General features: G+C 72.4%; 21 protein-coding genes. 12 read left to right on the forward strand and 9 right to left on the reverse strand.

What is annotated here, in order from left to right; all coding sequences use genetic code 11:
- Positions 1-235: 235 nt before the first annotated feature.
- The 6 genes from ACIGEZ_RS17485 to ACIGEZ_RS17510 all read left to right on the forward strand — a co-directional run bounded on the left by ACIGEZ_RS17485 (position 236) and on the right by ACIGEZ_RS17510 (position 7,141).
- Positions 236-1,078, forward strand: a complete 843-nt coding sequence (locus ACIGEZ_RS17485; RefSeq protein ID WP_399831832.1) for a nitrilase-related carbon-nitrogen hydrolase — start codon at positions 236-238, stop codon at positions 1,076-1,078.
- The gene (locus tag ACIGEZ_RS17490) at positions 1,075-2,355 is read left to right on the forward strand and encodes an aspartate aminotransferase family protein (RefSeq protein WP_399831834.1); all 1,281 of its coding nucleotides are present in this window, start codon (positions 1,075-1,077) and stop codon (positions 2,353-2,355) included. The genes ACIGEZ_RS17485 and ACIGEZ_RS17490 overlap by 4 nt, the downstream gene beginning before the upstream one ends.
- 30 nt (positions 2,356-2,385) lie before the next feature.
- The gene (gene hydA / locus ACIGEZ_RS17495) at positions 2,386-3,789 is read left to right on the forward strand and encodes a dihydropyrimidinase (protein ID WP_399831836.1); all 1,404 of its coding nucleotides are present in this window, start codon (positions 2,386-2,388) and stop codon (positions 3,787-3,789) included.
- 12 nt (positions 3,790-3,801) lie between these two features.
- Entirely contained in the window at positions 3,802-4,803 is a 1,002-nt protein-coding gene (locus ACIGEZ_RS17500; protein WP_399831838.1) for a TIGR03842 family LLM class F420-dependent oxidoreductase, read from the forward strand.
- Positions 4,804-4,864: 61 nt separating this feature from the next.
- Entirely contained in the window at positions 4,865-6,379 is a 1,515-nt protein-coding gene (locus ACIGEZ_RS17505) for an NCS1 family nucleobase:cation symporter-1 (protein WP_399831840.1), read from the forward strand.
- A 165-nt stretch (positions 6,380-6,544) separates the two neighbouring features.
- Entirely contained in the window at positions 6,545-7,141 is a 597-nt protein-coding gene (locus tag ACIGEZ_RS17510; RefSeq protein ID WP_399831842.1) for a class I SAM-dependent methyltransferase, read from the forward strand.
- A 10-nt stretch (positions 7,142-7,151) separates the two neighbouring features.
- Here ACIGEZ_RS17510 and ACIGEZ_RS17515 read toward each other — a convergent pair whose 3' ends face one another.
- From ACIGEZ_RS17515 to ACIGEZ_RS17530, 4 genes are all read right to left on the reverse strand, one after another.
- On the reverse strand, positions 7,152-8,036 hold the full coding sequence (locus ACIGEZ_RS17515) for a hypothetical protein (RefSeq protein WP_399831844.1): 885 nt from the start codon (positions 8,034-8,036) through the stop codon (positions 7,152-7,154).
- A 34-nt stretch (positions 8,037-8,070) separates the two neighbouring features.
- Positions 8,071-8,688, reverse strand: a complete 618-nt coding sequence (locus ACIGEZ_RS17520; protein WP_399831846.1) for a hypothetical protein — start codon at positions 8,686-8,688, stop codon at positions 8,071-8,073.
- Positions 8,689-8,692: 4 nt separating this feature from the next.
- On the reverse strand, positions 8,693-9,229 hold the full coding sequence (locus tag ACIGEZ_RS17525; RefSeq protein ID WP_399831848.1) for a papain-like cysteine protease family protein: 537 nt from the start codon (positions 9,227-9,229) through the stop codon (positions 8,693-8,695).
- Positions 9,230-9,505: 276 nt separating this feature from the next.
- Positions 9,506-10,561 (reverse strand): biotin/lipoate A/B protein ligase family protein, encoded by a 1,056-nt coding sequence (locus ACIGEZ_RS17530; RefSeq protein WP_399831850.1) that lies wholly within the window; start codon positions 10,559-10,561, stop codon positions 9,506-9,508.
- Positions 10,562-10,689: 128 nt separating this feature from the next.
- On the opposite strand from ACIGEZ_RS17530, the gene ACIGEZ_RS17535 reads away from it, so the two are divergent.
- The 5 genes from ACIGEZ_RS17535 (at position 10,690) to ACIGEZ_RS17555 (ending at position 15,655) form a co-directional block, all read left to right on the forward strand.
- Positions 10,690-11,541, forward strand: coding sequence for an inositol monophosphatase family protein (locus ACIGEZ_RS17535; RefSeq protein WP_399831852.1), 852 nt, complete (start codon positions 10,690-10,692; stop codon positions 11,539-11,541).
- 63 nt (positions 11,542-11,604) lie between these two features.
- Complete coding sequence (locus tag ACIGEZ_RS17540; protein WP_399831854.1) at positions 11,605-13,029, forward strand: phytoene desaturase family protein; 1,425 nt, start codon at positions 11,605-11,607, stop codon at positions 13,027-13,029.
- Positions 13,030-13,074: 45 nt separating this feature from the next.
- Positions 13,075-13,614, forward strand: coding sequence for an O-acetyl-ADP-ribose deacetylase (locus tag ACIGEZ_RS17545; protein WP_399831856.1), 540 nt, complete (start codon positions 13,075-13,077; stop codon positions 13,612-13,614).
- 49 nt (positions 13,615-13,663) lie between these two features.
- Positions 13,664-15,139, forward strand: a complete 1,476-nt coding sequence (locus tag ACIGEZ_RS17550) for an AlkA N-terminal domain-containing protein (RefSeq protein ID WP_399831858.1) — start codon at positions 13,664-13,666, stop codon at positions 15,137-15,139.
- A gap of 15 nt (positions 15,140-15,154) precedes the next feature.
- Positions 15,155-15,655 (forward strand): methylated-DNA--[protein]-cysteine S-methyltransferase, encoded by a 501-nt coding sequence (locus ACIGEZ_RS17555; RefSeq protein ID WP_399831860.1) that lies wholly within the window; start codon positions 15,155-15,157, stop codon positions 15,653-15,655.
- On the opposite strand, the gene ACIGEZ_RS17560 is transcribed toward ACIGEZ_RS17555, so the two are convergent.
- From ACIGEZ_RS17560 to ACIGEZ_RS17575, 4 genes are all read right to left on the reverse strand, one after another.
- Complete coding sequence (locus ACIGEZ_RS17560; RefSeq protein ID WP_399831862.1) at positions 15,652-16,368, reverse strand: SIR2 family NAD-dependent protein deacylase; 717 nt, start codon at positions 16,366-16,368, stop codon at positions 15,652-15,654. The genes ACIGEZ_RS17555 and ACIGEZ_RS17560 overlap by 4 nt on opposite strands.
- An 86-nt stretch (positions 16,369-16,454) precedes the next feature.
- On the reverse strand, positions 16,455-16,946 hold the full coding sequence (locus ACIGEZ_RS17565) for an NUDIX domain-containing protein (protein ID WP_399831864.1): 492 nt from the start codon (positions 16,944-16,946) through the stop codon (positions 16,455-16,457).
- Positions 16,943-18,016: an ADP-ribosylglycohydrolase family protein gene (locus ACIGEZ_RS17570; RefSeq protein WP_399831866.1), complete on the reverse strand. Its 1,074-nt coding sequence runs from the start codon at positions 18,014-18,016 to the stop codon at positions 16,943-16,945. The genes ACIGEZ_RS17565 and ACIGEZ_RS17570 overlap by 4 nt, the downstream gene beginning before the upstream one ends.
- A gap of 61 nt (positions 18,017-18,077) precedes the next feature.
- Positions 18,078-19,706, reverse strand: a complete 1,629-nt coding sequence (locus ACIGEZ_RS17575) for a BCCT family transporter (protein ID WP_399831868.1) — start codon at positions 19,704-19,706, stop codon at positions 18,078-18,080.
- 112 nt (positions 19,707-19,818) lie between these two features.
- Here ACIGEZ_RS17575 and ACIGEZ_RS17580 point away from each other — a divergent pair, with 112 nt between their 5' ends.
- Positions 19,819-20,970, forward strand: a complete 1,152-nt coding sequence (locus ACIGEZ_RS17580) for a glycerate kinase (RefSeq protein ID WP_399831870.1) — start codon at positions 19,819-19,821, stop codon at positions 20,968-20,970.
- A 51-nt stretch (positions 20,971-21,021) separates the two neighbouring features.
- Here the strand turns inward: ACIGEZ_RS17580 and ACIGEZ_RS17585 are convergent, their stop codons facing one another.
- Entirely contained in the window at positions 21,022-22,236 is a 1,215-nt protein-coding gene (locus ACIGEZ_RS17585) for a PucR family transcriptional regulator (protein ID WP_399831872.1), read from the reverse strand.
- Positions 22,237-22,405 lie beyond the last annotated feature (169 nt).

A 22,405-nucleotide genomic window follows, 5' to 3' on the forward strand; every position in this document is an offset into this window, starting at 1 on the left:
GATGGAGGCGTACGCGACGAGCACCTGGCCTGAGCTCGGGCATCCGCGCGGACACGTACCGACCGGGACGTGTCGGTACGTGTCCGACGTGGACCACTCGGGTATGAAACATGATCGACTCCGCTGCTTCCCGGCGGCGGTCTTGCTCCGGGCTGTGACGGGGCTTACGTTCTCCTCCTACGCATCGCGTCTACGTGCGTAGAGGCTCTCTGACGCCGTGCCGAAGGAGCAGCTCATGACCGACGTCGTACGCGCCGCGCTCGTCCAGGCGACCTGGACCGGCGACACCGAATCCATGATCGCCAAGCATGAGGAGTACGCCCGCGAGGCGGCCCGGCAGGGCGCGAAGGTCATCGGGTTCCAGGAGGTGTTCAACGCCCCGTACTTCTGCCAGGTGCAGGAGCCCGAGCACTACCGCTGGGCCGAGCCCGTGCCCGACGGGCCCACCGTGCGCAGGATGCAGGAGCTCGCCCGGGAGACCGGGATGGTGATCGTCGTGCCCGTCTTCGAGATCGAGGGCGCCGGCTTCTACTACAACACCGCCGCCGTCATCGACGCCGACGGCAGCTACCTCGGCAAGTACCGCAAGCACCACATCCCCCAGGTCAAGGGCTTCTGGGAGAAGTACTACTTCCGCCCGGGCAACGCCGGCTGGCCGGTCTTCGACACCGCCGTCGGCAAGGTCGGCGTCTACATCTGCTACGACCGTCACTTCCCCGAGGGCTGGCGTCAACTCGGGCTCAACGGCGCCCAGTTGGTATACAACCCGTCGGCCACGCACCGCGGTCTCTCCTCCTACCTCTGGCAGCTCGAACAGCCCGCCGCCGCCGTCGCCAACGAGTACTTCGTCGCCGCCATCAACCGCGTCGGCGTCGAGGAGTACGGCGACAACGACTTCTACGGCACCAGCTACTTCGTCGACCCCCGCGGCCGCTTCGTCGGCGAAGTCGCCTCCGACAAGGCCGAGGAACTCCTCGTCCGCGACCTCGACTTCGGGCTCATCGAGCAGGTCCGCCAGCAGTGGGCCTTCTACCGGGACCGCCGTCCCGACGCGTACGACGGGCTGGTGCAGCCGTGAGCAGCCTCTACGACCGCCACCGCGCCGTCATCCCCGACTGGGTCGCGCTCTACTACAAGGACCCCCTGGAGCTCACCCACGGCGAGGGCCGCCACGTCTGGGACGCCGACGGCAACCGCTACCTCGACTTCTTCGGCGGCATCCTCACCACGATGACCGCCCACGCCCTCCCCGAGGTCACCAAGGCCATCTCCGACCAGGCCGGGCGGATCATCCACTCCTCCACCCTCTACCTCAACCGCCCCATGGTGGAGCTCGCCGAGCGGATCGCGAACCTCTCCGGCATCCCCGACGCCCGTGTCTTCTTCACCACCTCCGGCACCGAGGCCAACGACACCGCGCTCCTCCTCGCCACCGCGTACCGCCGCTCCAACCAGATCCTGGCGATGCGCAACAGCTACCACGGCCGCTCCTTCTCCACCGTCGGCATCACCGGCAACCGCGCCTGGTCGCCCACCGGCCTCTCCCCGCTCCAGACCCTGTACGTGCACGGCGGCGTCCGCACCCGAGGCCCCTACGCCCAGTACACCGACGAGCGGTTCATCGACGCCTGCGTCGCCGACCTCGAAGACCTCCTCGGCCACACCCGCGACGTCGCCGCCCTCATCGCAGAGCCCATCCAGGGCGTCGGCGGCTTCACCTCCCCGCCCGACGGCCTGTACGCCGCCTTCCGCCGGGTCCTCGACCGGCACGGCATCCTGTGGATCGCCGACGAGGTGCAGACCGGCTGGGGCCGCACCGGCGAGCACTTCTGGGGCTGGCAGGCGCACGGCCAGGCCGGACCGCCCGACATGCTCACCTTCGCCAAGGGCATCGGCAACGGCATGTCCATCGGCGGAGTCGTCGCCCGCGCCGAGATCATGAACTGCCTGGACGCCAACTCCATCTCCACCTTCGGCGGTTCGCCCGTCACCATGGCCGCCGGGCTCGCCAACCTCGCGTACCTCCTCGAACACGACCTCCAGGGCAACGCCCGCCGGGTCGGCGGACTCCTCATCGAGCGGCTGCGCGGCATCACCGCCGGCGTCGACGCCGTACGGGAGGTCCGCGGCCGCGGCCTGATGATCGGCGTCGAACTCGCCGAACCGGGCACCGACCGCGCCGACCCCGACGCGGCCGCCGCCCTCCTGGAGGCCACCCGCGCGAACGGGCTGCTCATCGGCAAGGGCGGCGGCCACAACACCAGCGCCGTGCGCATCGCACCCCCGCTCTCGCTCACCGTCGCCGAGGCCGAGGAGGGCGCCGCCATCCTCGAACAGGCCCTGAGGAACCTCTAGTCGCCTAGTCGCCCACCCGGGGAGAGACCCGTGAGCACCCGTACCCTCATCCGCGGCGGCCTGGTGATCACCGCCGCCGACGAGCTCCACGCCGACGTGCTGATCGAGGACGGGCGGATCGCCGCCCTCGCCGCCCACGGCTCCGACATCGCCGCCGGCTGGACCGCCGAGCACACCATCGACGCCACCGACCGCTACGTCATCCCGGGTGGCGTCGACGCCCACACGCACATGGAGCTCCCCTTCGGCGGCACCTCCGCCTCCGACACCTTCGAGACAGGTACCCGCGCCGCCGCCTGGGGCGGCACCACCACCATCGTCGACTTCGCCGTCCAGAGCGTCGGCCACTCCCTGCGCGAGGGCCTGGACGCCTGGTACGCCAAGGCCGACGGCAAGTGCGCGATCGACTACGCCTTCCACATGATCCTTTCCGACGTCGACGAGCACTCCCTCAAGGAGATGGACAAGCTCGTCCAGGAGGGGATCACCTCCTTCAAGCTCTTCATGGCCTACCCGGGCGTCTTCTACAGCGACGACGGCAGGATCCTGCGCGCCATGCAGCGGGCCTCCGTCAACGGCGGGCTGATCATGATGCACGCCGAGAACGGCATCGCCATCGACGTCCTCGTCGAGCAGGCCCTCGCCCGCGGCGAGACCGACCCCCGCTACCACGGGGAGGTCCGCAAGGCCCTCCTGGAGGCCGAGGCCACCCACCGCGCCATCCAGCTGGCCCGGGTCGCCGGCAGCCCCCTCTACGTCGTGCACGTCTCCGCCGAGGAGGCCGTCGCCGAGCTCGCCGCCGCCCGCGACAAGGGGCTGCCCGTCTTCGGCGAGACCTGCCCGCAGTACCTCTTCCTCTCCACCGACAACCTCGCCGAACCCGGCTTCGAGGGCGCCAAGTACGTGTGCAGCACCCCGCTCCGGCCGAAGGAGCACCAGGAGGCGCTCTGGCGGGGCCTGCGCACCAACGACCTCCAGGTGGTCTCCACCGACCACTGCCCCTTCTGCTTCAAGGGCCAGAAGGACCTCGGGCTCGGCGACTTCTCCAAGATCCCCAACGGGCTCCCCGGCGTCGAGAACCGCATGGACCTGCTCCACCAGGCGGTCGTCGACGGGCACATCTCCCGCCGCCGCTGGATCGAGATCGCCTGCGCCACCCCCGCCCGGATGTTCGGCCTCTACCCCCAGAAGGGCACGCTCGCCCCCGGCGCCGACGCCGACGTCGTCATCTACGACCCGCACGCCCGCCAGACGCTCTCCGCCGCCACCCACCACATGAACGTCGACTACTCCGCGTACGAGGGGAAGACGGTCACCGGACAGGTCGAGACGGTCCTCTCGCGCGGAGAGGTCGTCGTCGACCAGCGGAAGTACGTGGGCCGGGCCGGCCACGGCAGCTTCGTACCCCGCTCCACCTGCCAGTACCTGAACTAGGAGGCCGCCCCCTTGGACTTCGGACTCGTCCTGCAGACCGACCCGCCCGCCTCGCAGGTCGTGGGCCTGATGCGCAGGGCGGAGCGCAACGGATTCCGCTACGGCTGGACCTTCGACTCCGCCGTGCTGTGGCAGGAACCCTTCGTCATCTACAGCCAGATCCTCGAACACACCACGAAGCTGCACGTCGGCCCCATGGTCACCAACCCGGGCACCCGCACATGGGAGGTCACCGCCTCCACCTTCGCCACCCTCAACGAGATGTACGGCAACCGGACCGTCTGCGGCATCGGCCGCGGCGACTCCGCCATGCGCGTCGCCGGCCGCAAGCCCAACACCCTGGCCCGGCTCGGCGAGGCCATCGACGTCATCCGCGACCTCGCCGAGGGCCGCGAGGCGCTCGTCGACGGCAACCCGGTCCGGATCCCCTGGATCAGGAAGGGCAGGCTGCCCGTCTGGATGGCCGCCTACGGGCCGAAGGCCCTCGCCCTCGCCGGGCAGAAGGCCGACGGCTTCATCCTCCAGCTCGCCGACCCGTTCCTCACCGAGTGGATGGTCAAGGCGGTCCGGCAGGCCGCCGCCGACGCCGGACGCGACCCCGACGCGCTCACCATCTGCGTCGCCGCGCCCGCCTACGTCGGCGACGACCTGGCCCACGCCCGCGAGCAGTGCCGCTGGTTCGGCGGCATGGTCGGCAACCACGTCGCCGACCTGGTCGCCAAGTACGGCGAGCACTCCGGCATGGTCCCGGACGAGCTCACCGCGTACATCAAGGACCGGCACGGCTACGACTACAGCCACCACGGCCGCTCCGGGAACCCCGACACCGCGTTCGTCCCCGACGAGATCGTCGACCGCTTCTGCCTCCTCGGCCCCGCCGAGGCACACATCGCGAAGCTGAGGCACCTCCGGGACCTCGGCGTCGACCAGTTCGCGGTCTACAACATGCACGACAACCGCGAGGGCACCATCGACGCGTACGGCTCCGAGATCATCCCCGCGCTCAACGCCTGACCCCCAAGGGGTGTCTCCCCCCGGGCCCGGCACCTCTTCCGCACAGAAGGGGAACACCGACATGACCGCCACCACCCCCTCCGACAGACCCGCCATATCCGGGGGCCGTGTCGAGCTCGCGCCCGGCACGGCCCCCGGCGACCCCCGCTTCGTCAACGACGACCTGCTCCCGGTCCCCGTCACCGAGCGCCGCTGGACCACGTACAACTTCGCCGCCCTCTGGGTCGGCATGGCCCACAACATCCCCTCCTGGCTGCTCGCCTCCGGCCTCGTCGCGCTCGGCATGGACTGGAAGCAGGCCGTCCTCACCATCGCCCTCGCCAACGTCGTCGTGCTGCTGCCGATGCTGCTCACGGGCCACGCGGGACCCAAGTACGGCATCCCCTTCCCGGTCCTCGCCCGCGCCTCCTTCGGGCTGCGCGGAGCCAACCTGCCGGCCCTCATCCGGGCCGCAGTGGCCTGCGCCTGGTTCGGCATCCAGACCTGGATCGGCGGCCAGGGCGTCTTCGTCCTGCTCGACAAGGCCTTCGGCGGCGACTGGGCCGGGGCCGCCAGGATCGGCGGCCAGCCCTGGACCCTGTGGCTCTGCTTCGTCCTCTTCTGGGCGCTTGAGCTCGCCATCATCCACCGGGGGATGGACGCCCTGCGCCGCTTCGAGAACTGGGCCGCGCCCTTCGTCATCGTCGGCGCGCTCGTCCTGCTCGTCTGGATCGCGGTCAAGGCGGGCGGCCTCGGACCCCTCCTCGATCAGCCGTCCAGGCTGGGCTGGGGAGCCGACTTCTGGCCCGTCTTCTTCCCCGCCCTCATGGGCATGATCGCCTTCTGGGCGACGCTGAGCCTGAACATCCCTGACTTCACCCGCTTCGGCGCCGGACAGCGCGCACAGATCTGGGGACAGACGCTCGGGCTCCCCACGACCATGACCCTCTTCGCGCTCCTCTCGGTGCTCGTCACCTCCGGCTCGCAGGCCGTGTACGGGGCGGCCGTCTGGGACCCGGTGGCGCTCGCCGCCCGGACGGACAACGTCTTCGGCCTGCTCTTCGCCCTGGTGACCGTCCTGGTCGCGACCATCTCCGTGAACATCGCGGCGAACGTCGTGTCACCCGCGTACGACCTCGCCAACCTCGCCCCCAGGCTGGTGAACTTCCGCACGGGCGCGCTGACCACGGGCGTCGTCGGCGTGCTGATCATGCCGTGGAAGCTCACCGCCACCCCCGAGCTGTACATCTTCACCTGGCTCGGGCTCGTCGGCGGCCTCCTCGGCACCGTCGCGGGCATCCTGATCGCCGACTACTGGCTGGTGCGCCGCACGGCCTTGGACCTCGCGGGGCTCTACCGCGCGGACGGCCCCTACTGGTACCGCTCCGGCTGGAACCCGGCCGCCGTGATCGCCTTCGTGGTGGGCGGGATCCTCGCGATCGGCGGCTCCCACTCGGCCCCGGGCACCGGGCCCTTCCCCGAGGACGGACTGATCCCCTTCCTCGCGCCGTTGGCCGACTACGGCTGGGCGGTCGGCCTCGCCACCTCCCTGCTTCTCTACCGCGTTCTCATGGCCGGCCGACGGATGCCCGCGTGAACGATGTCCGGATCTTTACCGGATTCCGTTTGATGACATAGCCTCGACCGAACGGATCGCCTGGAGTGGCGCAGATCACCTCCACGCGTGCCACCGCATGCGCTGATCCGTGAACCCCCCACGCTGTCGTTTCCGTTCACAAGACGCAACAGAAGGCGGTCGTCGATGTCCGGCACGGAATCCTCCGACTACACCCAGCGGCTCGCGCGGCTGGAGACCTCGGGGATCAAGAGGCTGCTGCCCACCCAGGCTCCGTACCGGTGGAATCTGAAGCGGCTGGGTCTGGGCCGGGTTCTGGACGTGGGCTGTGGCCTCGGGCGGAACCTGCTGAACTGCGGGCCGGACAGCGTGGGTGTGGACCACAACGAGACGTCGGTGGCGACGTGTCGTGAGCGGGGTCTGACGGCGTACACGCCGGACGAGCTGGAGCAGGCGGCGGACTGCGGTCCGGGGTCGTTCGACAGCCTGCTGTGCGCCCACGTGCTGGAGCACATGGACGAGTCGCTGGGGAACACGATCCTGGAGCAGTACCTGCCGCTGGTGAAGCCGGGCGGTTCGGTGGTCCTGATCACGCCGCAGGAGGCCGGCTACAAGACCGACGCCACGCACGTGCGCTTCGTGGACTTCGAGGGCCTGCGGGGGCACGCGCAGAAGGTGGGCCTGACCATCGACCGCACCTACTCGTTCCCGTTCGCGCGGTCGGTGGGCAAGGTGTTCCCGTACAACGAGTTCATCCTGGTGGCCCGCACCGCCACCGCCTGACCCCGGGCGATCACGGCAGCGGCGCCGGCGCCCAGCCCGGTGCGTGCGCCGCCGCAGCGCGCTCCCAGGCGGCCACGCCGCCGCCGAGCGGCCAGGCCCGGGTGCGCTCCGGGGTCCGTTCGATCGCCCGCAGGACCTCGGCGAGCCGGCGGCTCGCCGCCGCGGCGTGCACGGCGGCCAGCGGGCCGTCCAGGGCGGCCGTCGTCCGCTCGTACTCCTCGACCGGGCGGGCCGCGCAGAGCGCCACGTAGGCGGAGTCGACCGCCCGGGAGAGCAGCAAAACCCTCGGGCGGCCGCCCTCGGCGAGGGCGGCGACCAGCCGGTCGTGCCCGTCGAGCACGACGGGGGAGTTCAGCCCGCTGATCCACCACAGCAGTACGGGCGGCAGCACTCCCTCGTGGTACTGGCGGCGGTACGCCTTCACCCGGGGAGCGCCGGGGTCGGAAAGGGCCCGCAGCGGCAGCAGGTCGCGTGCGTCCTCGTCCGGGTCGCCGTAGCCGAACCAGGTGAGGTGGCCCCGGTCGGGGTCGTGGGCCAGGTGCTTGGCCCAGTTGCGGTCCGCGAACCACCCCGGACTCTCCACGGCCAGGTTCCAGTCCCCCTCGTGGAGCGGCCCCTCGGCGGCCCCGCGCAGCGCCGCCTCCGCGTACGCGGCCCAGCGCTCCGTCCACGCGTCGGAGCCGGGCGGGGCGAACTCGGCGAAGGCACGGGCCTCGGCGGCGCGCAGCGGGGCCAGCGGTGAGACGTACCGCCCGGTCCGCGCGTAGTGCACCCCGCGGTGCGTGGCGCGCTGGCGCGCGAACAGGACCGGCCGCTCGCCCTGCGTCAGGACGAGCCGCCCGCCGTCCGCGCACTCCATCCGCAGCCCGGGCCGCACCGGGTGTTCGATCCGCATACGGGGAGCGTACGGGCAGCGCTCAGTGCTCCCGCTACTGCCCGGTGTCGTATCCGCCGAGCGGTGCGTCGTCGAACTCCAGGCGCCGCTGCGCCGGGCCTTCCAGCAGGTCCAGCAACTGGTCCTCGCGGTAGACGTGCCCTGCCTCCAGGAACTCGGGTGCGGGCGCGAGCGCGACGAACAGGTCGGCGTTCTCCTCGAGCGGGCGCAGCCACAGCAGGAACGTGCTCAGTGCCGGGATCTTGAGCATGTGCAGCTCGTACCTGCCCGACCGGATCTCGGAGACGTCGGCGAGCTCCTGCAGTGCCGATGCCGTCGACTGCACGTAAGGTCCCACGTTGATCTGCTCCAACGCGGGCGGTCGGCCGTCGGTGCTGGCGGACACCTCGCTGCTCGCCACGGCGGCGTCCTCGTCCAGGACGAGGTAGCGCCAGCCGGTCACCGTCGAGGCCGTGAGCGGCCTACGGGCCACAAGATGATCGAGCCCGACGTGATGCACCTGGTGCGGCATCGAGAGCGTCACCTCCGTCTCGGGCGAGGGCAGTTTCCCTGCCGCCGCGGGGAGGCTGTACGGGGCGAGCCGGGCGAGATGCTCGAAGCCCGCCTGAGCTATCCGTTGCACCTCGGGTGGTGAGGCGTATTCGACGGCCATCGGGTCACCTCGTGAAGAACGTGAACGTCCAGGTCCCCGATCCCTGGTACCTGGTGCGGAAGGAGTCGTAGCTGACGGCCGAGAAGCCGTATGCCGGGTCTTCGACCGTGAGGTACTGCTCGAAGATGGGGGGCTCGCCGACGATGAGGTCGCTGTAGCCGGTGATCACCGGGAAATGGCCACCGCCACCGCTCCAGTCGATCTTCGCTGCCACGGGGCGGCGGGCGTCGATCTCACGGGCCACCGTCGGATTCACTGGCGCAGGTCCTGCTTCGCCTCGGGCGAAGCGGCCGACGTGTGCCAGGCCCAGGTTGAGGTACCAGGGCCGGTTGCAGGCGGCGGTCGACCCGTTGGCGCAACAGGTCGTCGTACCGAAGATGTCGTCCACCAGCAGGCACTGGATCCAGCCGGACGCCGGGTTGTAGAACGCGTCGACACTGACGGAGGTCGCGGCCCAGCACCATTGCGACTGTTGCTGACGCTGCATCGCGAAGACGAATCCGCCCGCGGATCTGACGGACTGTTCGGGTTTCACGGACATCACACCCGCCTCCTTCGTTCGGCCCGGATCGAGAGGGATGTCTGTCATCGGGGCAGCGCGCGGGCCCCGCGCCACGCACGGCGCCGCAGGGCACAGCGGCCTTGACGGCAACGCTGGTTGACGCTGGGGGAGAGGCCGGCGAACGCCTGGCGGAATGAACCGAGCCGCGACGAGAGGCCCGCGGAGTTCTGAACCAATCGTCACATATCCCGGGGGCGTGCGCATGCCGGAACCCGGGCGCTGAGCACGGACCGGATCGCCGCTCGCCCCCGTTCCCTACGGCACCCGTGCCGTCCACTCCGGCGTCGCGAACTTGGTCTCCGCCAGCTCCTTCGCCCGGGCCAGCTCCTCCTCGGTGACCCGGCCCTCCGACAGGCCATAGCGGTCGCGGAAGGAGGCGATCATCCGGTCGATGACCGCCTCGCGGGGCAGACCGGTCTGGCGGCGCAGCGGGTCCACGCGCTTCCTGGCGCTCTTCGTGCCCTTGTCGGAGAGCTTCTCGCGGCCGATGCGCAGGACGTCCGTCATCTTGCCGGCGTCGATGTCGTACGCCATCGTCACGTGGTGCAGCACCGCGCCTTCGCCCGCGACCACGCGCTTCTGGGCGGCGCCCGCGATCTTGCCCGCCTCGGTGGCGATGTCGTTCAGCGGCTGGTACCAGGCCTTGATCCCCATGTCGCCGAGGGCGCCGAGCACCCAGTCGTCGAGATAGGCGTAGCTGTCGGTGAAGGAGAGGCCCTGCACGAGGGCGTCGGGGACCGAGAGCGAGTACGTGATGGTGTTTCCGGGCTCGATGAACATGGCGCCGCCGCCGCTGATCCGGCGGACCACCTCGATGCCGTGCCGCCGCGCCGCCTCCGGGTCCACCTCGTTGCGCAGCGACTGGAAGCTGCCGATCACCACGGCGGGGGAACCCCATTCCCAGACCCGCAGGGTCGGCGGGCGGCGGCCGGCCGCGACCTCCGCCGTCAGGACCTCGTCGAGCGCCATGTGCAGGACGGGCGCCTGCGGCGGCTCGTGGATCAGCTGCCAGTCGTAGTCCGTCCAGTCGGTGGCGTGCGCGAGCGCCCGGCGGACCGCGACGCCGATGCCCTCCGTGGTGAGCCCGAACATCTGGGTGCCCGGCGGCAGAGCCTGGTCGATCCGGGCCGCGAGACCGGCGGCGTCCGTGTCGGCCGGGGCGCCCTCCAGGGCCCCGTCGATCGCCAGGATCGCCTCGTCGGGCTCCAGGAAGAAGTCGCCCGCGACCCGGACCCTGCGCAACAGGCCGTCCGCCACGTCGAGGTCGACCACGACCAGCTTGCCGCCCGGGACCTTGTACTCGCCGTGCACGGGACCCTCCCTGGATGTAAGGGGTGAACTCGATCACAGCGTACTCGCGGGCCGCAGGTCGTCCGCCGGTTGTCCACAGGTCGCCGCCGCGCCTCCGGAATGTCAGCCGGGTGTGCTTCGCTGGACACATGATCGGAGACATCGACACCATCGACTTCCTTGAGCACGTCCTCGCCGGCGGCACGACCGAGGTGGAGGAGGCGGTCCGCAAGGCCGCCGCCACCGAGATCATGCCGCGCTTCCGGCAGCTCGACGCCGACGAGATCGTCGAGAAGAACGGGCCGCACGACCTGGTCACCGTCGCCGACCGGGCCGCCGAGGCCCATCTCACCGCCTCCCTCACCGCCCTGCTGCCCGGCTCCGTCGTGGTCGGTGAGGAGGCCGTGCACGCCGACCCCACGGTGTACGAGGCGCTCAAGGGCGACGCCCCCGTCTGGATCGTCGACCCCGTCGACGGCACCCGCCAGTTCGTCCACGGCGACCCGGGCTTCTGCACCCTCGTCGCCCTCGCCCGCCGCGGCGAAGTCCTCGCCTCCTGGACCTACGCCCCCGCCCGGGACGAGCTGGCCGTCGCGGTGCGCGGCCGCGGCGCGACCCTGAACGGCGCGGCGATACGGTCGGGCGTGCCCGCGCCCGGCGCGGTCCTGGAGGTCGCCACCTCCCACCCCGACTACACCACCCCGGACCAGAAGCGCGCCCTGCTCGGCCTGCGCACCGAGGGCGTCGCCCCTCGCCCCTGCGGCTCGGCCGGGCTGGAGTACCTGTCGGTCGCCCGGGGCGAGCTGGACGCCGTCGCCTTCTCCTGGGAGTACGCCTGGGACCACGCGGCCGGGCTGCTCCTGGTCGCGGAGGCCGGAGGCGCCGATCTGACCCTCACCGGCGAGCGGTTCCGCATCACCGGAGGCAACACGCTGCCGTTCGCCGCGGCCCGTGACGCCGCCACCGCCGAAAGGATCCGGTCACTGCTCGGGGCCCGCTAAGTCCCGTACGGGGCCGGGAATATGCTGAAGCCCTTGGCCATCGGCTGACGAAGGAGTCCCAAGGTGCCGTCGATGCTCGATGCCGTCGTCGTGGGGGCGGGACCCAACGGACTGACCGCCGCCGTGGAGCTCGCGCGGCGCGGCTTCTCGGTCGCCGTCTTCGAGGCGAAGCCCACCGTCGGCGGCGGCGCGCGGACCGAGGAGCTCACCCTCCCCGGCTTCCGTCACGACCCGTGCTCCGCCGTGCACCCGCTCGGCGCCGGATCGCCCGTCTTCAGGACGATGCCGCTCGAACGGCACGGCCTGGAGTGGCTGCACCCGGACCTGCCCATGGCCCACCCGTGGGACGACGGCACCGCGGCCGTCCTCTCCCGCTCCGTCGCCGAGACCGCGGCCTCCTTCGGGCCGCGCGACGCCGGCACCTACCGCCGGCTCGTCCAGCCCTTCCTCGGCAAGTGGGACACCCTGGCCCGGGACTTCATGCAGCTGCCGCTCACCGCGCTGCCCCGCGACCCGGTCACCCTCGCCCGCTTCGGCCTCGCCGGACTCCCGCCCTCCACCTGGCTGATGCGCCGCTTCCGCGAAGAGAAGGCCCGCGCCCTGTTCGCCGGGCTCGTCGGCCATGTCATCGCCCCGCTCGACGGCTTCGCCACCGGAGCCGTCGGCCTCGTCTTCGCGCTCGCCGCGCACGCGGGCGGCTGGCCGCTGCCCCGGGGCGGCTCCCAGTCCGTCTCCGACGCCCTCGCCGGATACCTGAAGGAGCTCGGCGGCGCCGTCCACACCGACTACGAGGTCAAGCGGCTGGACGACCTGCCGCCGGCCCGCGCGTACGTCTTCGACACCTCGCCCACCGCGCTCGCCCGGATCGCCGGCTTCGGCGGGTACTACGACCACTACCGCTACGGCGCCAGCGCCTTCAAGATCGACTATGCGCTGACCGGCCCCGTGCCGTGGACCGCCGAGGCCGCGCGCCGCGCCGGCACCGTCCAGATCGGCCCCACCATGGGCGAGATCGACACCGCCCTGCGCCAGGCCTCCTCCGGCACCGCCCCCGACACCCCCTTCCTCATCGCCGCCCAGCCCAGCCTCGTCGACCCCGGCCGGGCCCCCGACGGCAAGCACGTCTTCTGGGTCTACGGCCATGTCCCCAACGGCTGGCGCGGCGACCTCACCGAGGCCATCGAGCGGCAGATCGAGCGCTTCGCGCCCGGCTTCCGAGACCTCGTCCTCGCCCGCGCCACCGCGGGTCCGCCCGAGCTCGCCGCGCGCAACGCCAACTACGTCGGCGGCGACATCGCCTGCGGCGCGGCCCGCGGCCTCCAGCTGCTGCTGCGCCCCAAGCTCTCCCTCTTCCCCTACAGCACCCCGCACCCGGCGGTCTTCCTCTGCTCCTCCGCCACCCCGCCCGGGCCCGGCGTGCACGGAATGTCCGGGCACAACGCGGCCAAGGCGGTCTGGCGCCGGCTGCGGACCCCTGCCCGGGCCTGACGAAATGAGGAGGCCCGCCGCGGCCGGCGGCGGGAGGATGGACACATGACCAGCCGACCCTCGATCGTCCTCGTCCGCGGCGACATCACCGAGCAGGACACCGACGTCATCGTCAACGCCGCCAACTCGTCCCTCCTCGGCGGTGGCGGGGTCGACGGGGCCATCCACCGCCGCGGCGGCCCCGCGATCCTCGACGAGTGCCGCAAGCTCCGCGCCGGCCACTACGGCCGTGGCCTGCCCACCGGCCGGGCCGTCGCCACCACCGCCGGGAACCTCGCCGCCCGCTGGGTCGTCCACACCGTCGGCCCGGTCCACAGCCCCGAGGAGGACCGCTCCGGTCTGCTCGCCTCCTGCTACCGCGAATCCCTGCGCGTGGCCGCCGAGTTGGGTGCCGAGACGGTCGCCTTCCCCGCCATCTCCACCGGCATCTACGGCTGGCCCATGGACGACGGTGCCCGTATCGCGATCCGCACCGTGCGGGAGGAGGCCGCCGGGCCCGTACGAGAGGTGCGGTTCGTGCTCTTCGACCAGGCCGCGTACGAGGTCTTCGCCACCGCGCTGGCCGCCGGGTCCGCCGAAGGTTGATGTCGTTTTCTCGCCAGCCCGGCTGCCGGTGATCACCGATCCTTGAACCATGCACACCGACACCGAGCGCTGCGTACGGGCCGTCCAGTCGAAGGACGCCCGCTTCGACGGCGTGTTCTTCACCGCCGTCCGCACCACCCGGATCTACTGCCGGCCCAGCTGCCCGGTCGTGCCGCCCAAGGTCGAGAACATGGAGTTCCACCCCAGCGCCGCGTCCTGTCAGCGGGCCGGCTTCCGGGCCTGCAAGCGCTGCCGGCCCGACACCAGCCCCGGCTCGCCGCAATGGAACGTACGCGCCGACGCCGTCGCCCGGGCCATGCGGCTCATCCAGGACGGCGTCGTCGACCGCGAGGGCGTCCCCGGCCTCGCCGCGAAGCTCGGCTACTCCACCCGGCAGATCGAGCGCCAGCTGCTCGCCGAGCTCGGCGCCGGCCCGCTCGCGCTGGCCCGCGCCCAGCGCGCCCAGACCGCCCGGCTGCTCATCGAGACCACCCCCCTGCCGATGGCCGAGATCGCCTTCGCGGCCGGCTTCGCCTCGATCCGCACCTTCAACGACACCGTCCGCGAGGTCTTCGCCCTGACACCGGGCGAGCTGCGTTCCCGCGCGGCGGGATCCCGCACCGCGCCGCCCGCGACCCCCGGGACGATCACCCTCAGGCTGCCGTTCCGCGCCCCCCTCAACCCCTCCAACCTCTTCGGTCACCTCGCCGCGACCGCCGTCCCCGGCGTGGAGGAGTGGCGCGACGGCGCCTACCGGCGGACCCTGAGCCTCCCGTACGGGCACGGCATCGTCGCGCTCGCCCCCCGCCCCGACCACGTCCTGTGCCGGCTCTCCCTCACCGACCCGCGCGACCTCACCCACGCCATCAGCCGCTGCCGGTGGCTGCTCGACCTCGACGCCGACCCCGTCGCCGTCGACGAACAGCTGCGCACCGACCCGCTGCTCGCGGCGCTGGTCGACGCGGCTCCCGGGCGGCGGGTGCCGCGCACCGTGGACGCCGCCGAGTTCGCCGTACGCGCCGTCCTCGGCCAGCAGGTGTCCACGGCCGCCGCCCGCACCCACGCGGCCCGCCTGGTCACCGCGCACGGCGTCCCCGTCGACGACCCGGAAGGCGGCCTCACCCACCTCTTCCCGAGCCCCGGGGCCCTCGCCGGGCTCGACCCGGGGAACCTCGCCCTGCCGGGCAGCCGCCGCACCACCCTGCTCACCCTCGTCGGCGCCCTCGCCGGCGGAAGCCTGGCCCTCGGCCCCGAGAGCGACTGGGACGAGGCCCGCGCCCGGCTGCTGGACCTGCCCGGCTTCGGCCCCTGGACCACCGAGGTCATCGCGATGCGGGCGCTCGGCGACCCCGACGCCTTCCTCCCCGGAGACCTCGGCGTCCGCCGCGCCGCCGAGGGCCTGGGCCTGCCCGCCACCCCCGCCGCGCTCACCGCCCGCGCCGCGCACTGGCGGCCGTGGCGCGCCTACGCCGTCCAGTACCTCTGGGCCACCGACGCCCACCCCATCAACCACCTCCCCGCGTAAGGAAGCGCAGCAGACATGCCCACCGTCCAGCACACGGTCGTCGACAGCCCCTACGACCCGCTGACCCTGGTCGCCGTCGACGGAGTCCTCAGCCGCATCCACATGACCGGCCAGCGCCACCGCCCCGCCGAGCAGACCTTCGGCACCCCCGACCCGCGCCCCTTCGCCGAGGCCGTCCGCCAGCTCGACGCCTACTTCGCCGGCGAACTCACGGAGTTCGACCTGCCGTTGAAGCTCGTCGGCACCCCGTTCCAGCTACGCGTCTGGGAGCAGCTGCGCCTCATCCCGTACGGGGAGACCCGGACGTACGGGGAACTCGCCGAGGTCCTCGGCAACCCCGGTGCCTCGCGCGCGGTCGGCCTCGCCAACGGCAAGAACCCGGTCAGCATCGTCGTCCCCTGCCACCGGGTGATCGGCGCGAGCGGAAACCTCACCGGCTACGGCGGCGGCCTGGACCGCAAGCAGCGCCTGCTCGCCTTCGAATCGGGCGGGCCCGCTCCCGACGCCCTCTTCTAGCGCAGGCCTTCGAGGAGCGCGGGCAGCGCGGTGCCGATCGGCTCGCGCACGATCTCGTCCGCGACCGGGTCGTACGGAGTGGGCTCGGCGTTCACGATGATCAGCCGGGCCCCGTGCTCCGCCGCGATCCCCGCGAGCGAGGCGGCCGGCTGCACCTGCAGACTCGTCCCCACGGCGATGAACACCTCCGTGCCCTTGGCGATCGCCATGGCCTGCCCGAGCACCTCCGGATCCAGCCGCTGCCCGAACATGACCGTCGCCGACTTCAGGATCCCGCCGCACGCGAGGCAGGCCGGGTCGGCCTCGCCGGCCTGCACGCGCTCCAGGGCCTCGGCCATCGACGAGCGCGCATGGCAGGCCGTGCACACCACCGACCGCGCGGAGCCGTGCAGTTCGAGCACCTTGCGCTCCGGCACCCCGGCGGCCTGGTGCAGGCCGTCCACGTTCTGCGTGATGACCCGCAGCGCGTTGCCGCTCCGCTCGTACGCGGCGACGGCGTGGTGCGCCGCGTTCGGCTCGGCCCGCAACACCGGCCCGTCGAGCCGCATCCGCCACGAGCGGCGGCGGATCTCCGGGTCGGCCATGTACGGCCCGTAGGTGACGAGCCGCTCGGCCTCCGGGTCGCGCCGCCACAGGCCGTCGGGCCCCCGGTAGTCGGGGATGCCCGAGTCCGTGGAGATGCCGGCACCGCTGAGAATCGCGACCATGGTCATACCGCGAGAGTAGACAGGCCCGAACGGCCCCCGCGAGCGGATTTACGGGGTGGCCCGGACGCCCGGACCCCGGGATCCCCGGCGCTTCAGTGGGCGGCGTGGCCGTTCTCCAGTTCCACCGGCCCGCGGCCGCTCTCCAGCGCGCCGAGTGCGGCGAGGACCCGGGGGGCCAGGGCGCCCGGCAGGTACGAGGGGATCTCCGCGGGGTCGACCAGCTTCCAGGAGATCAGCTCCTCCTCCTGGAGGCGGATCGCGGCGAACTCCTCGTCCGACAGCACCCCGCCGTCGTACAGGTACACCACGATCGGCGGCCGCGCCGTCCCGTGCACCCAGTCGACCGCGAGCAGCGCGCCCAGTGCGACGTCGAGGCCGATCTCCTCGGCCGTCTCGCGGCGGGCGCCCTGGCGAGGGGTCTCGCCGGTGTCCGACTCGATCGTGCCGCCCGGCAGGGCCCAGCCCTCCCGGTAGTTCGGCTCGACGATCAGGACCCGTCCCGCCGCGTCGCGGAAGAGGGCGGCCGCACCGGCCAGGACGCGGGGCAGGCCCGCGATGTACGTGGCGTAGTCAGTCGTGGTCACCCCGTCAGCGTAGCCAGCCGCAGGGTCCGCTCGGCAAGCTCGCTGATCCGCACCCCGTCGTAACCGAACACGGCGCTGCGCACCCGGTCCTGGAGCGGCTCGCTCCACTGCGGCGGGATGGCCGCCGCCCCGCACAGCACCCCCGCCACCGAGCCGGCCGTCGCCCCGTTGGAGTCGGTGTCCAGGCCGCCGCGCACGGTGAGCGCGATGGTGCGGGTGAAGTCCCCCTCCCCGTAAAGGAGTCCGGCGGTCAGCACCGCCGCGTTGGGGATCGTGTGGATCCAGCCGAGCCCCCCGTTCTCCCTCGCCAGCTCGGCGAGCGTCGCCGACCACTCCAGGCCCGACTCGTGCAGCGCGATCGTGTGCCGTACGGCCCTGGCCAGCCGGCTGCTCGCGGGGATCCGCTCCAGGGCGGTCTCCAGGGCGTCGCGCGGACCGGGCGCGGTGAACGCGGCCGCCACCAGGGCAGCCGCCCACATCGCCCCGTACACCCCGTTGCCGGTGTGCGAGAGCGCCGCGTCCCGGCGGGCCAGCGAGGCGGCCCGGCGCGGGTCGCCGGGGGAGGTCCAGCCGTAGACGTCCGCCCTGATCAGCGCGCCGATCCACTCCTGGTGGGGATTGTCGTACGTGGCGGTCAGCGGTGGCTTCAGACCGTTGGCGAGGTTGCGGTAGGCCACCCGTTCGGCCGTGAAGGTCTGCAGGTACGGCAGCCTCAGCAGCCAGTGCTCGCCGACCTGCTCGGTCGTGAACGCGAAGCCACGGGTCTCCAGGAGGTGCAGGCCGAGGATCGAGTAGTCGATGTCGTCGTCCCGGCAGCTGCCGTGGATCCGGCCGCGCACGCACTGCGGCCACTCCGGCCGCAGCTCGAAGCCCTCGGCCCCGGCGGCCGGCGGCGGGGGCAGGTAGTCGGTGAGCGGGAGGGCGTCGGTCAGCCGCAGGTAGGCGTCGATCCGCTCGGGCGTCCAGTGATCACCGCGCTCGACCGGCTTGCCGAGCATGTTCCCGGCGATCCGCCCCGTCCAGCCGCCGAGGATCCGGTCGGCGAGTTCGCTGTGCTTGAGCAGGCCCATGGCACCGGTCTACCGAAAGCGGGGGCCCGGCGCGCGCCGAGGCACCCGCGTGGGCCCCCGCTCACTCGCGGCCGTGCCGTGAGGGGCCCGGCTCCGTGATCACGTCGCCGACCATCGCCCGAACCGCGTCGCCCACCCCGTGCAGGGCGTGCCGGGCCGGGCCCGCGCCGGGATCCTCGCGCAGCTCCTTGAGCAGCGCCCAGCACAGGCCCAGCATCACCAGCACGAACGGCAGCGCCACCAGGATCGTCGCCGTCTGGAGCGAGGTGAGACCGCCCGCGACCAGCAGGACGGCGGCGACCGCGGCCATGAGGACGCCCCAGGCGACCACCAGCCAGGTCGGCGGATGCAGCGCGCCCCGGCTGGTCAGCGAGCCCATCACGAGCGACGCCGAGTCCGCGCTGGTCACGAAGTACGTCATCACCAGGAGCATCGCGAGATACGAGGTCACCGTGCCGATCGGCAAGGCGTCCAGCATCGCGAAGAGCGAGGCCTCCGGGCCGTCCTTCACCGCGCCCGCCAGGTCGGCCGCGCCCGTCGACTCGAGCCGGATCGCGGTGCCGCCCATCACGCAGAACCAGAACACCGTCGCCCCCGAGGGCACGAGCAGCACCCCGACCAGGAACTCCCGGACCGTCCGGCCGTGCGAGATCCGGGCGATGAAGGTGCCCACGAACGGGGCCCAGGACAGCCACCACGCCCAGTAGAAGATCGTCCAGGCACCCAGCCACGTGCGGTCGGTGAACGCACCGGTGCGGCTCGCCATCGGCAGCAGCTGGTACAGATAGCCGCCGACCGAGGCGGGGATCGTGTCGAGGATGTACACGGTCGGGCCCAGCAGGAAGACGAAGACCATCAGACACGCCGCCAGCACGATGTTGAGCGTGGAGAGCCACTTCACGCCCTTGTGCAGGCCGGAGAAGGCGGAGAGGACGAAGGCCGCCGAGAGCGACACGATGATGATCAGCTCGGTGGTCGTGGAGTCCTCGACGCCCATCGTCAGGTTCAGGCCCTTCGCCACCTGGAGCGCGCCGAGACCCAGGCTGGTCGCCGTACCGAAGACGGTCGCGAAGACCGCCAGCAGGTCGATCGCCTTGCCCGGCCAGGACCGCGCCCTGCGCTCGCCCATCAGCGGCACGAACGCGGCGCTGAGCGTGTTGCCGCGGCCCTTGCGGAAGCCCGCGTACGCGAGGGCCAGGCCGGCGATGCCGTAGATCGCCCACGGGGTGAGCGTCCAGTGGAAGAACGAGTACTCCATGGCCGTACGGGCCGCGGCGCCGGACCGCGGCGGCACCCCGCTCGCCGGTGGCGGGCTCAGGAAGTGCTGGAGCGGTTCCCCCACCCCGTAGAACATCAGGCCGATGCCCATCCCCGCGCTGAACATCATCGCGATCCACGCCAGATTGGAGAACTCCGGCTCCGAGTCGTCCGCGCCGAGGCGGATCCGGCCGAAGCGGCTCAGCGCGATCACCACGCACAGGACGAGGAAGACGTCGGCCGCGGTCACGAAGAGCCAGGCGAAGTTCGCCAGCACCCATTCGAGCGCGGAGGTCGAGGCACTGTCGAAGGAATCCTTGCCCAGGGCCGCCCAGGCCACCACCGCGACGACCGCCGCCATTCCGACGGTGATGACCTTGCGGTCGGGTGACGGCTCTTTATTTGATGTTTGATCGATCGCTTCCGCACTCATGGTGGCCCACTATGGTGCGGAATATCGCTTTATCAGTGGGTGGCACGCCGTCTTCCCGTCCGGATAGGGTCGGCCTCGGCGCGACTGCCTGTTCGAAAGCAAGGGATGCAAGGTGACGGACGGAGCAGTAACTGAGGTCGCACGCGTGCTCGTCGCGGCCGACAAGTTCAAGGGTTCGCTCACGGCCGTACAGGTCGCGGAGCGGGTCACGGCTGGGCTGCGACGGGTCGTCCCCGAGCTCGTGGTGGAGACGCTGCCCGTCGCCGACGGCGGCGACGGCACGGTCGCGGCCGCCGTCGCGGCCGGATTCGAGCGGCGCGAGGTCACCGTGACCGGGCCGCTGGGCGAGCCGGTCACGGCCGCGTTCGCGCTGCGCGGGGCCACGGCCGTGGTGGAGATGGCGGAGGCGTCCGGCCTCCAGCTGCTGCCCGGCGGGGTCTTCGCCCCGCTCACCGCCACCACGTACGGCTCCGGCGAGCTGCTGCGCGCGGCGCTCGACGCCGGTGCCACCACGATCGTCTTCGGTGTCGGCGGCAGCGCCACCACCGACGGCGGCGCCGGCATGCTCGCCGCGCTCGGCGCGCGCTTCCTCGACGCCGACGGCGAGCCGGTCGGGCCCGGCGGCGGGGCCCTCGCGCGGCTGGCCTCCGCCGACCTGTCGGACGTCGACCCGCGCTTCGCCGACGTCGACCTCGTCCTCGCCAGCGACGTGGACAACCCGCTGACCGGCCCGAAGGGCTGCGCGGCGGTGTACGGACCGCAGAAGGGCGCCTCCCCGGAGGACGTCGAGACCCTGGACGCGGCCCTCGCGCACTACGCGCGGATCCTGGAGAAGGCGATCGGCCCCAAGGCCGCCGAGCTCGCCGCCTCCCCGGGTGCGGGCGGCGCCGGCGGCATCGGCTACGGCGCGCTGCTCATCGGCGCGAGCTTCCGGCCCGGCATCGAGCTGATGCTGGAGGTGCTCGGGTTCGCCCCCGCGCTGGAGCGGGCGACGCTGGTCATCACCGGCGAGGGCTCCCTCGACGAGCAGACGCTGCACGGCAAGGCGCCGGCCGGCGTCGCCGCGGCGGCGCGCGCGGCGGGCAAGGACGTCGTGGCCGTGTGCGGCCGGCTTGCCCTGCCCCCGGCGGCCCTGGGCGCCGCCGGCATCCGGCGTGCCTATCCGCTGGCCGATCTGGAGCCCGACGCGGCCACGTCCATCGCCAACGCCGGGCCGCTGCTCGAGCAGGTCGCCGCGAACATCGCCCGGGACTTCATCGCCTAGGCGGGTGGGCGGGGGGCCGCTCACCCACGTGGGCGGCTGGGCGGGGGCCGCTCACGTCGTCGGTCCACCGCCTGCGGTCGTCAGGCGGAACGCGTCGAGGGCCAGGGTCATCTCCGTGAGGTCTCGGGGGCGCGAGAGCGAGCGGGACGTCAGTTGTTCCAGGCGGCGCAGACGGTTGAAGACCGTGTTGCGGTGGCAGTAGAGGCGGGCTGCCGCGCGGCCCGCCGAGCCCTCGCAGTCGAGCCAGGCGTCCAGGGTCTCCAGGAGGACCGCGCGGTCCGCCGGGTCAAGACCCAGCAGGCCGCCCAGGACGTCGGAGACCAGCAGGCCCGCCATCTCCGGCTGGGACACCACGAGGGCGCCCGCTATGCGGCGGTCGAGGCGGACGATCTGCCGGGTGCCGGGTGGGCACGTGCGCAGGGCCAGTTCGGCGAGGCGGCGGGCCCGGCCCAGTTCCGCCAGGCCCGTGACGACGGGGCTGATGCCGCCCGGGCCCGGACACCGGCCGTCCAGCAGGTCCGAGAGGGCGTCGAGGCCCGTGTCCGCGGCCAGGGCCACCACCCCCACCTCGCAGTCCGCGCGCATCCGCCACAGGAAGCGGACGCCCGTGCCCTGGACCTGGCGGTGGAACGGCTCCGGCGGCTCCCGGCGGTCGTGGCGGAGGACCACGACCGCGTACCGGCCCTGCTCCGGCAGGTCCAGGGCGGCTGCCGCCCGCGCGACGACCTCGGGTGCGCGCTGCCCCTGGAGCAGCGCGTCGAGGAGTGCCTGCAGTTGCTCGTCCGTGCGGCGGCGCAGTTCGTGTTCGGTGGCCCGGTACGCCTCAGACGCGGTGTCCGCCTGCGCGTCCACCGCCGACCAGACCATCGTCGCCGACTGCATGAGCGCGGCGAGGTGGCTCGTTCTCGTCTGTGCGCCCTCGATCAGGGCGTCCCACACCAGATGGCCCGCGTGCCGGTACGCGTGCACCACCAGTTCCAGCGGCATGCCCTGTTCGGCCCTGCGCCGGCCCATCTCCTCCGCGTGCTCCAGGTCCCGGCGGGGCGTGTCCCGTGGTGCCGAGATCATCTCGATGCCGATGCGCATCGCGGTGTGCGCCTCGTGCCAGTGCTGGTCGTACGGCAGGATCCGGCCGTACGCCGGGTCGTACGCGTGCAGTTCTCTCAGGTGCTCGTCCACCAGGTCCGGCACCGCCTCGAGGAGTTCGGTGCACGCCTGGGCCAGCACCTTCCAGTCGTCGCCGGTCCGTGGTCTGCGCCGTCCCATGCCCGGGAGGATGCCACCCTTCCACCGCTCTCCACAGGCCCCTGACACGCAGCGTTGTGCGCGTGCACAGCCTCCCGGCGCGCCCGCTGGTCACCGGCAGCGTTTCGGACACCGTCCGTGGACGGGTGGCCGGGGCCGGTGCTGGGGTGAGCGCCACCGAACCGGAAGG

It is taken from the genome of Streptomyces sp. NPDC085481 (assembly GCF_044541845.1).
In the GTDB taxonomy this organism is placed as follows: Bacteria; Actinomycetota; Actinomycetes; order Streptomycetales; family Streptomycetaceae; genus Streptomyces.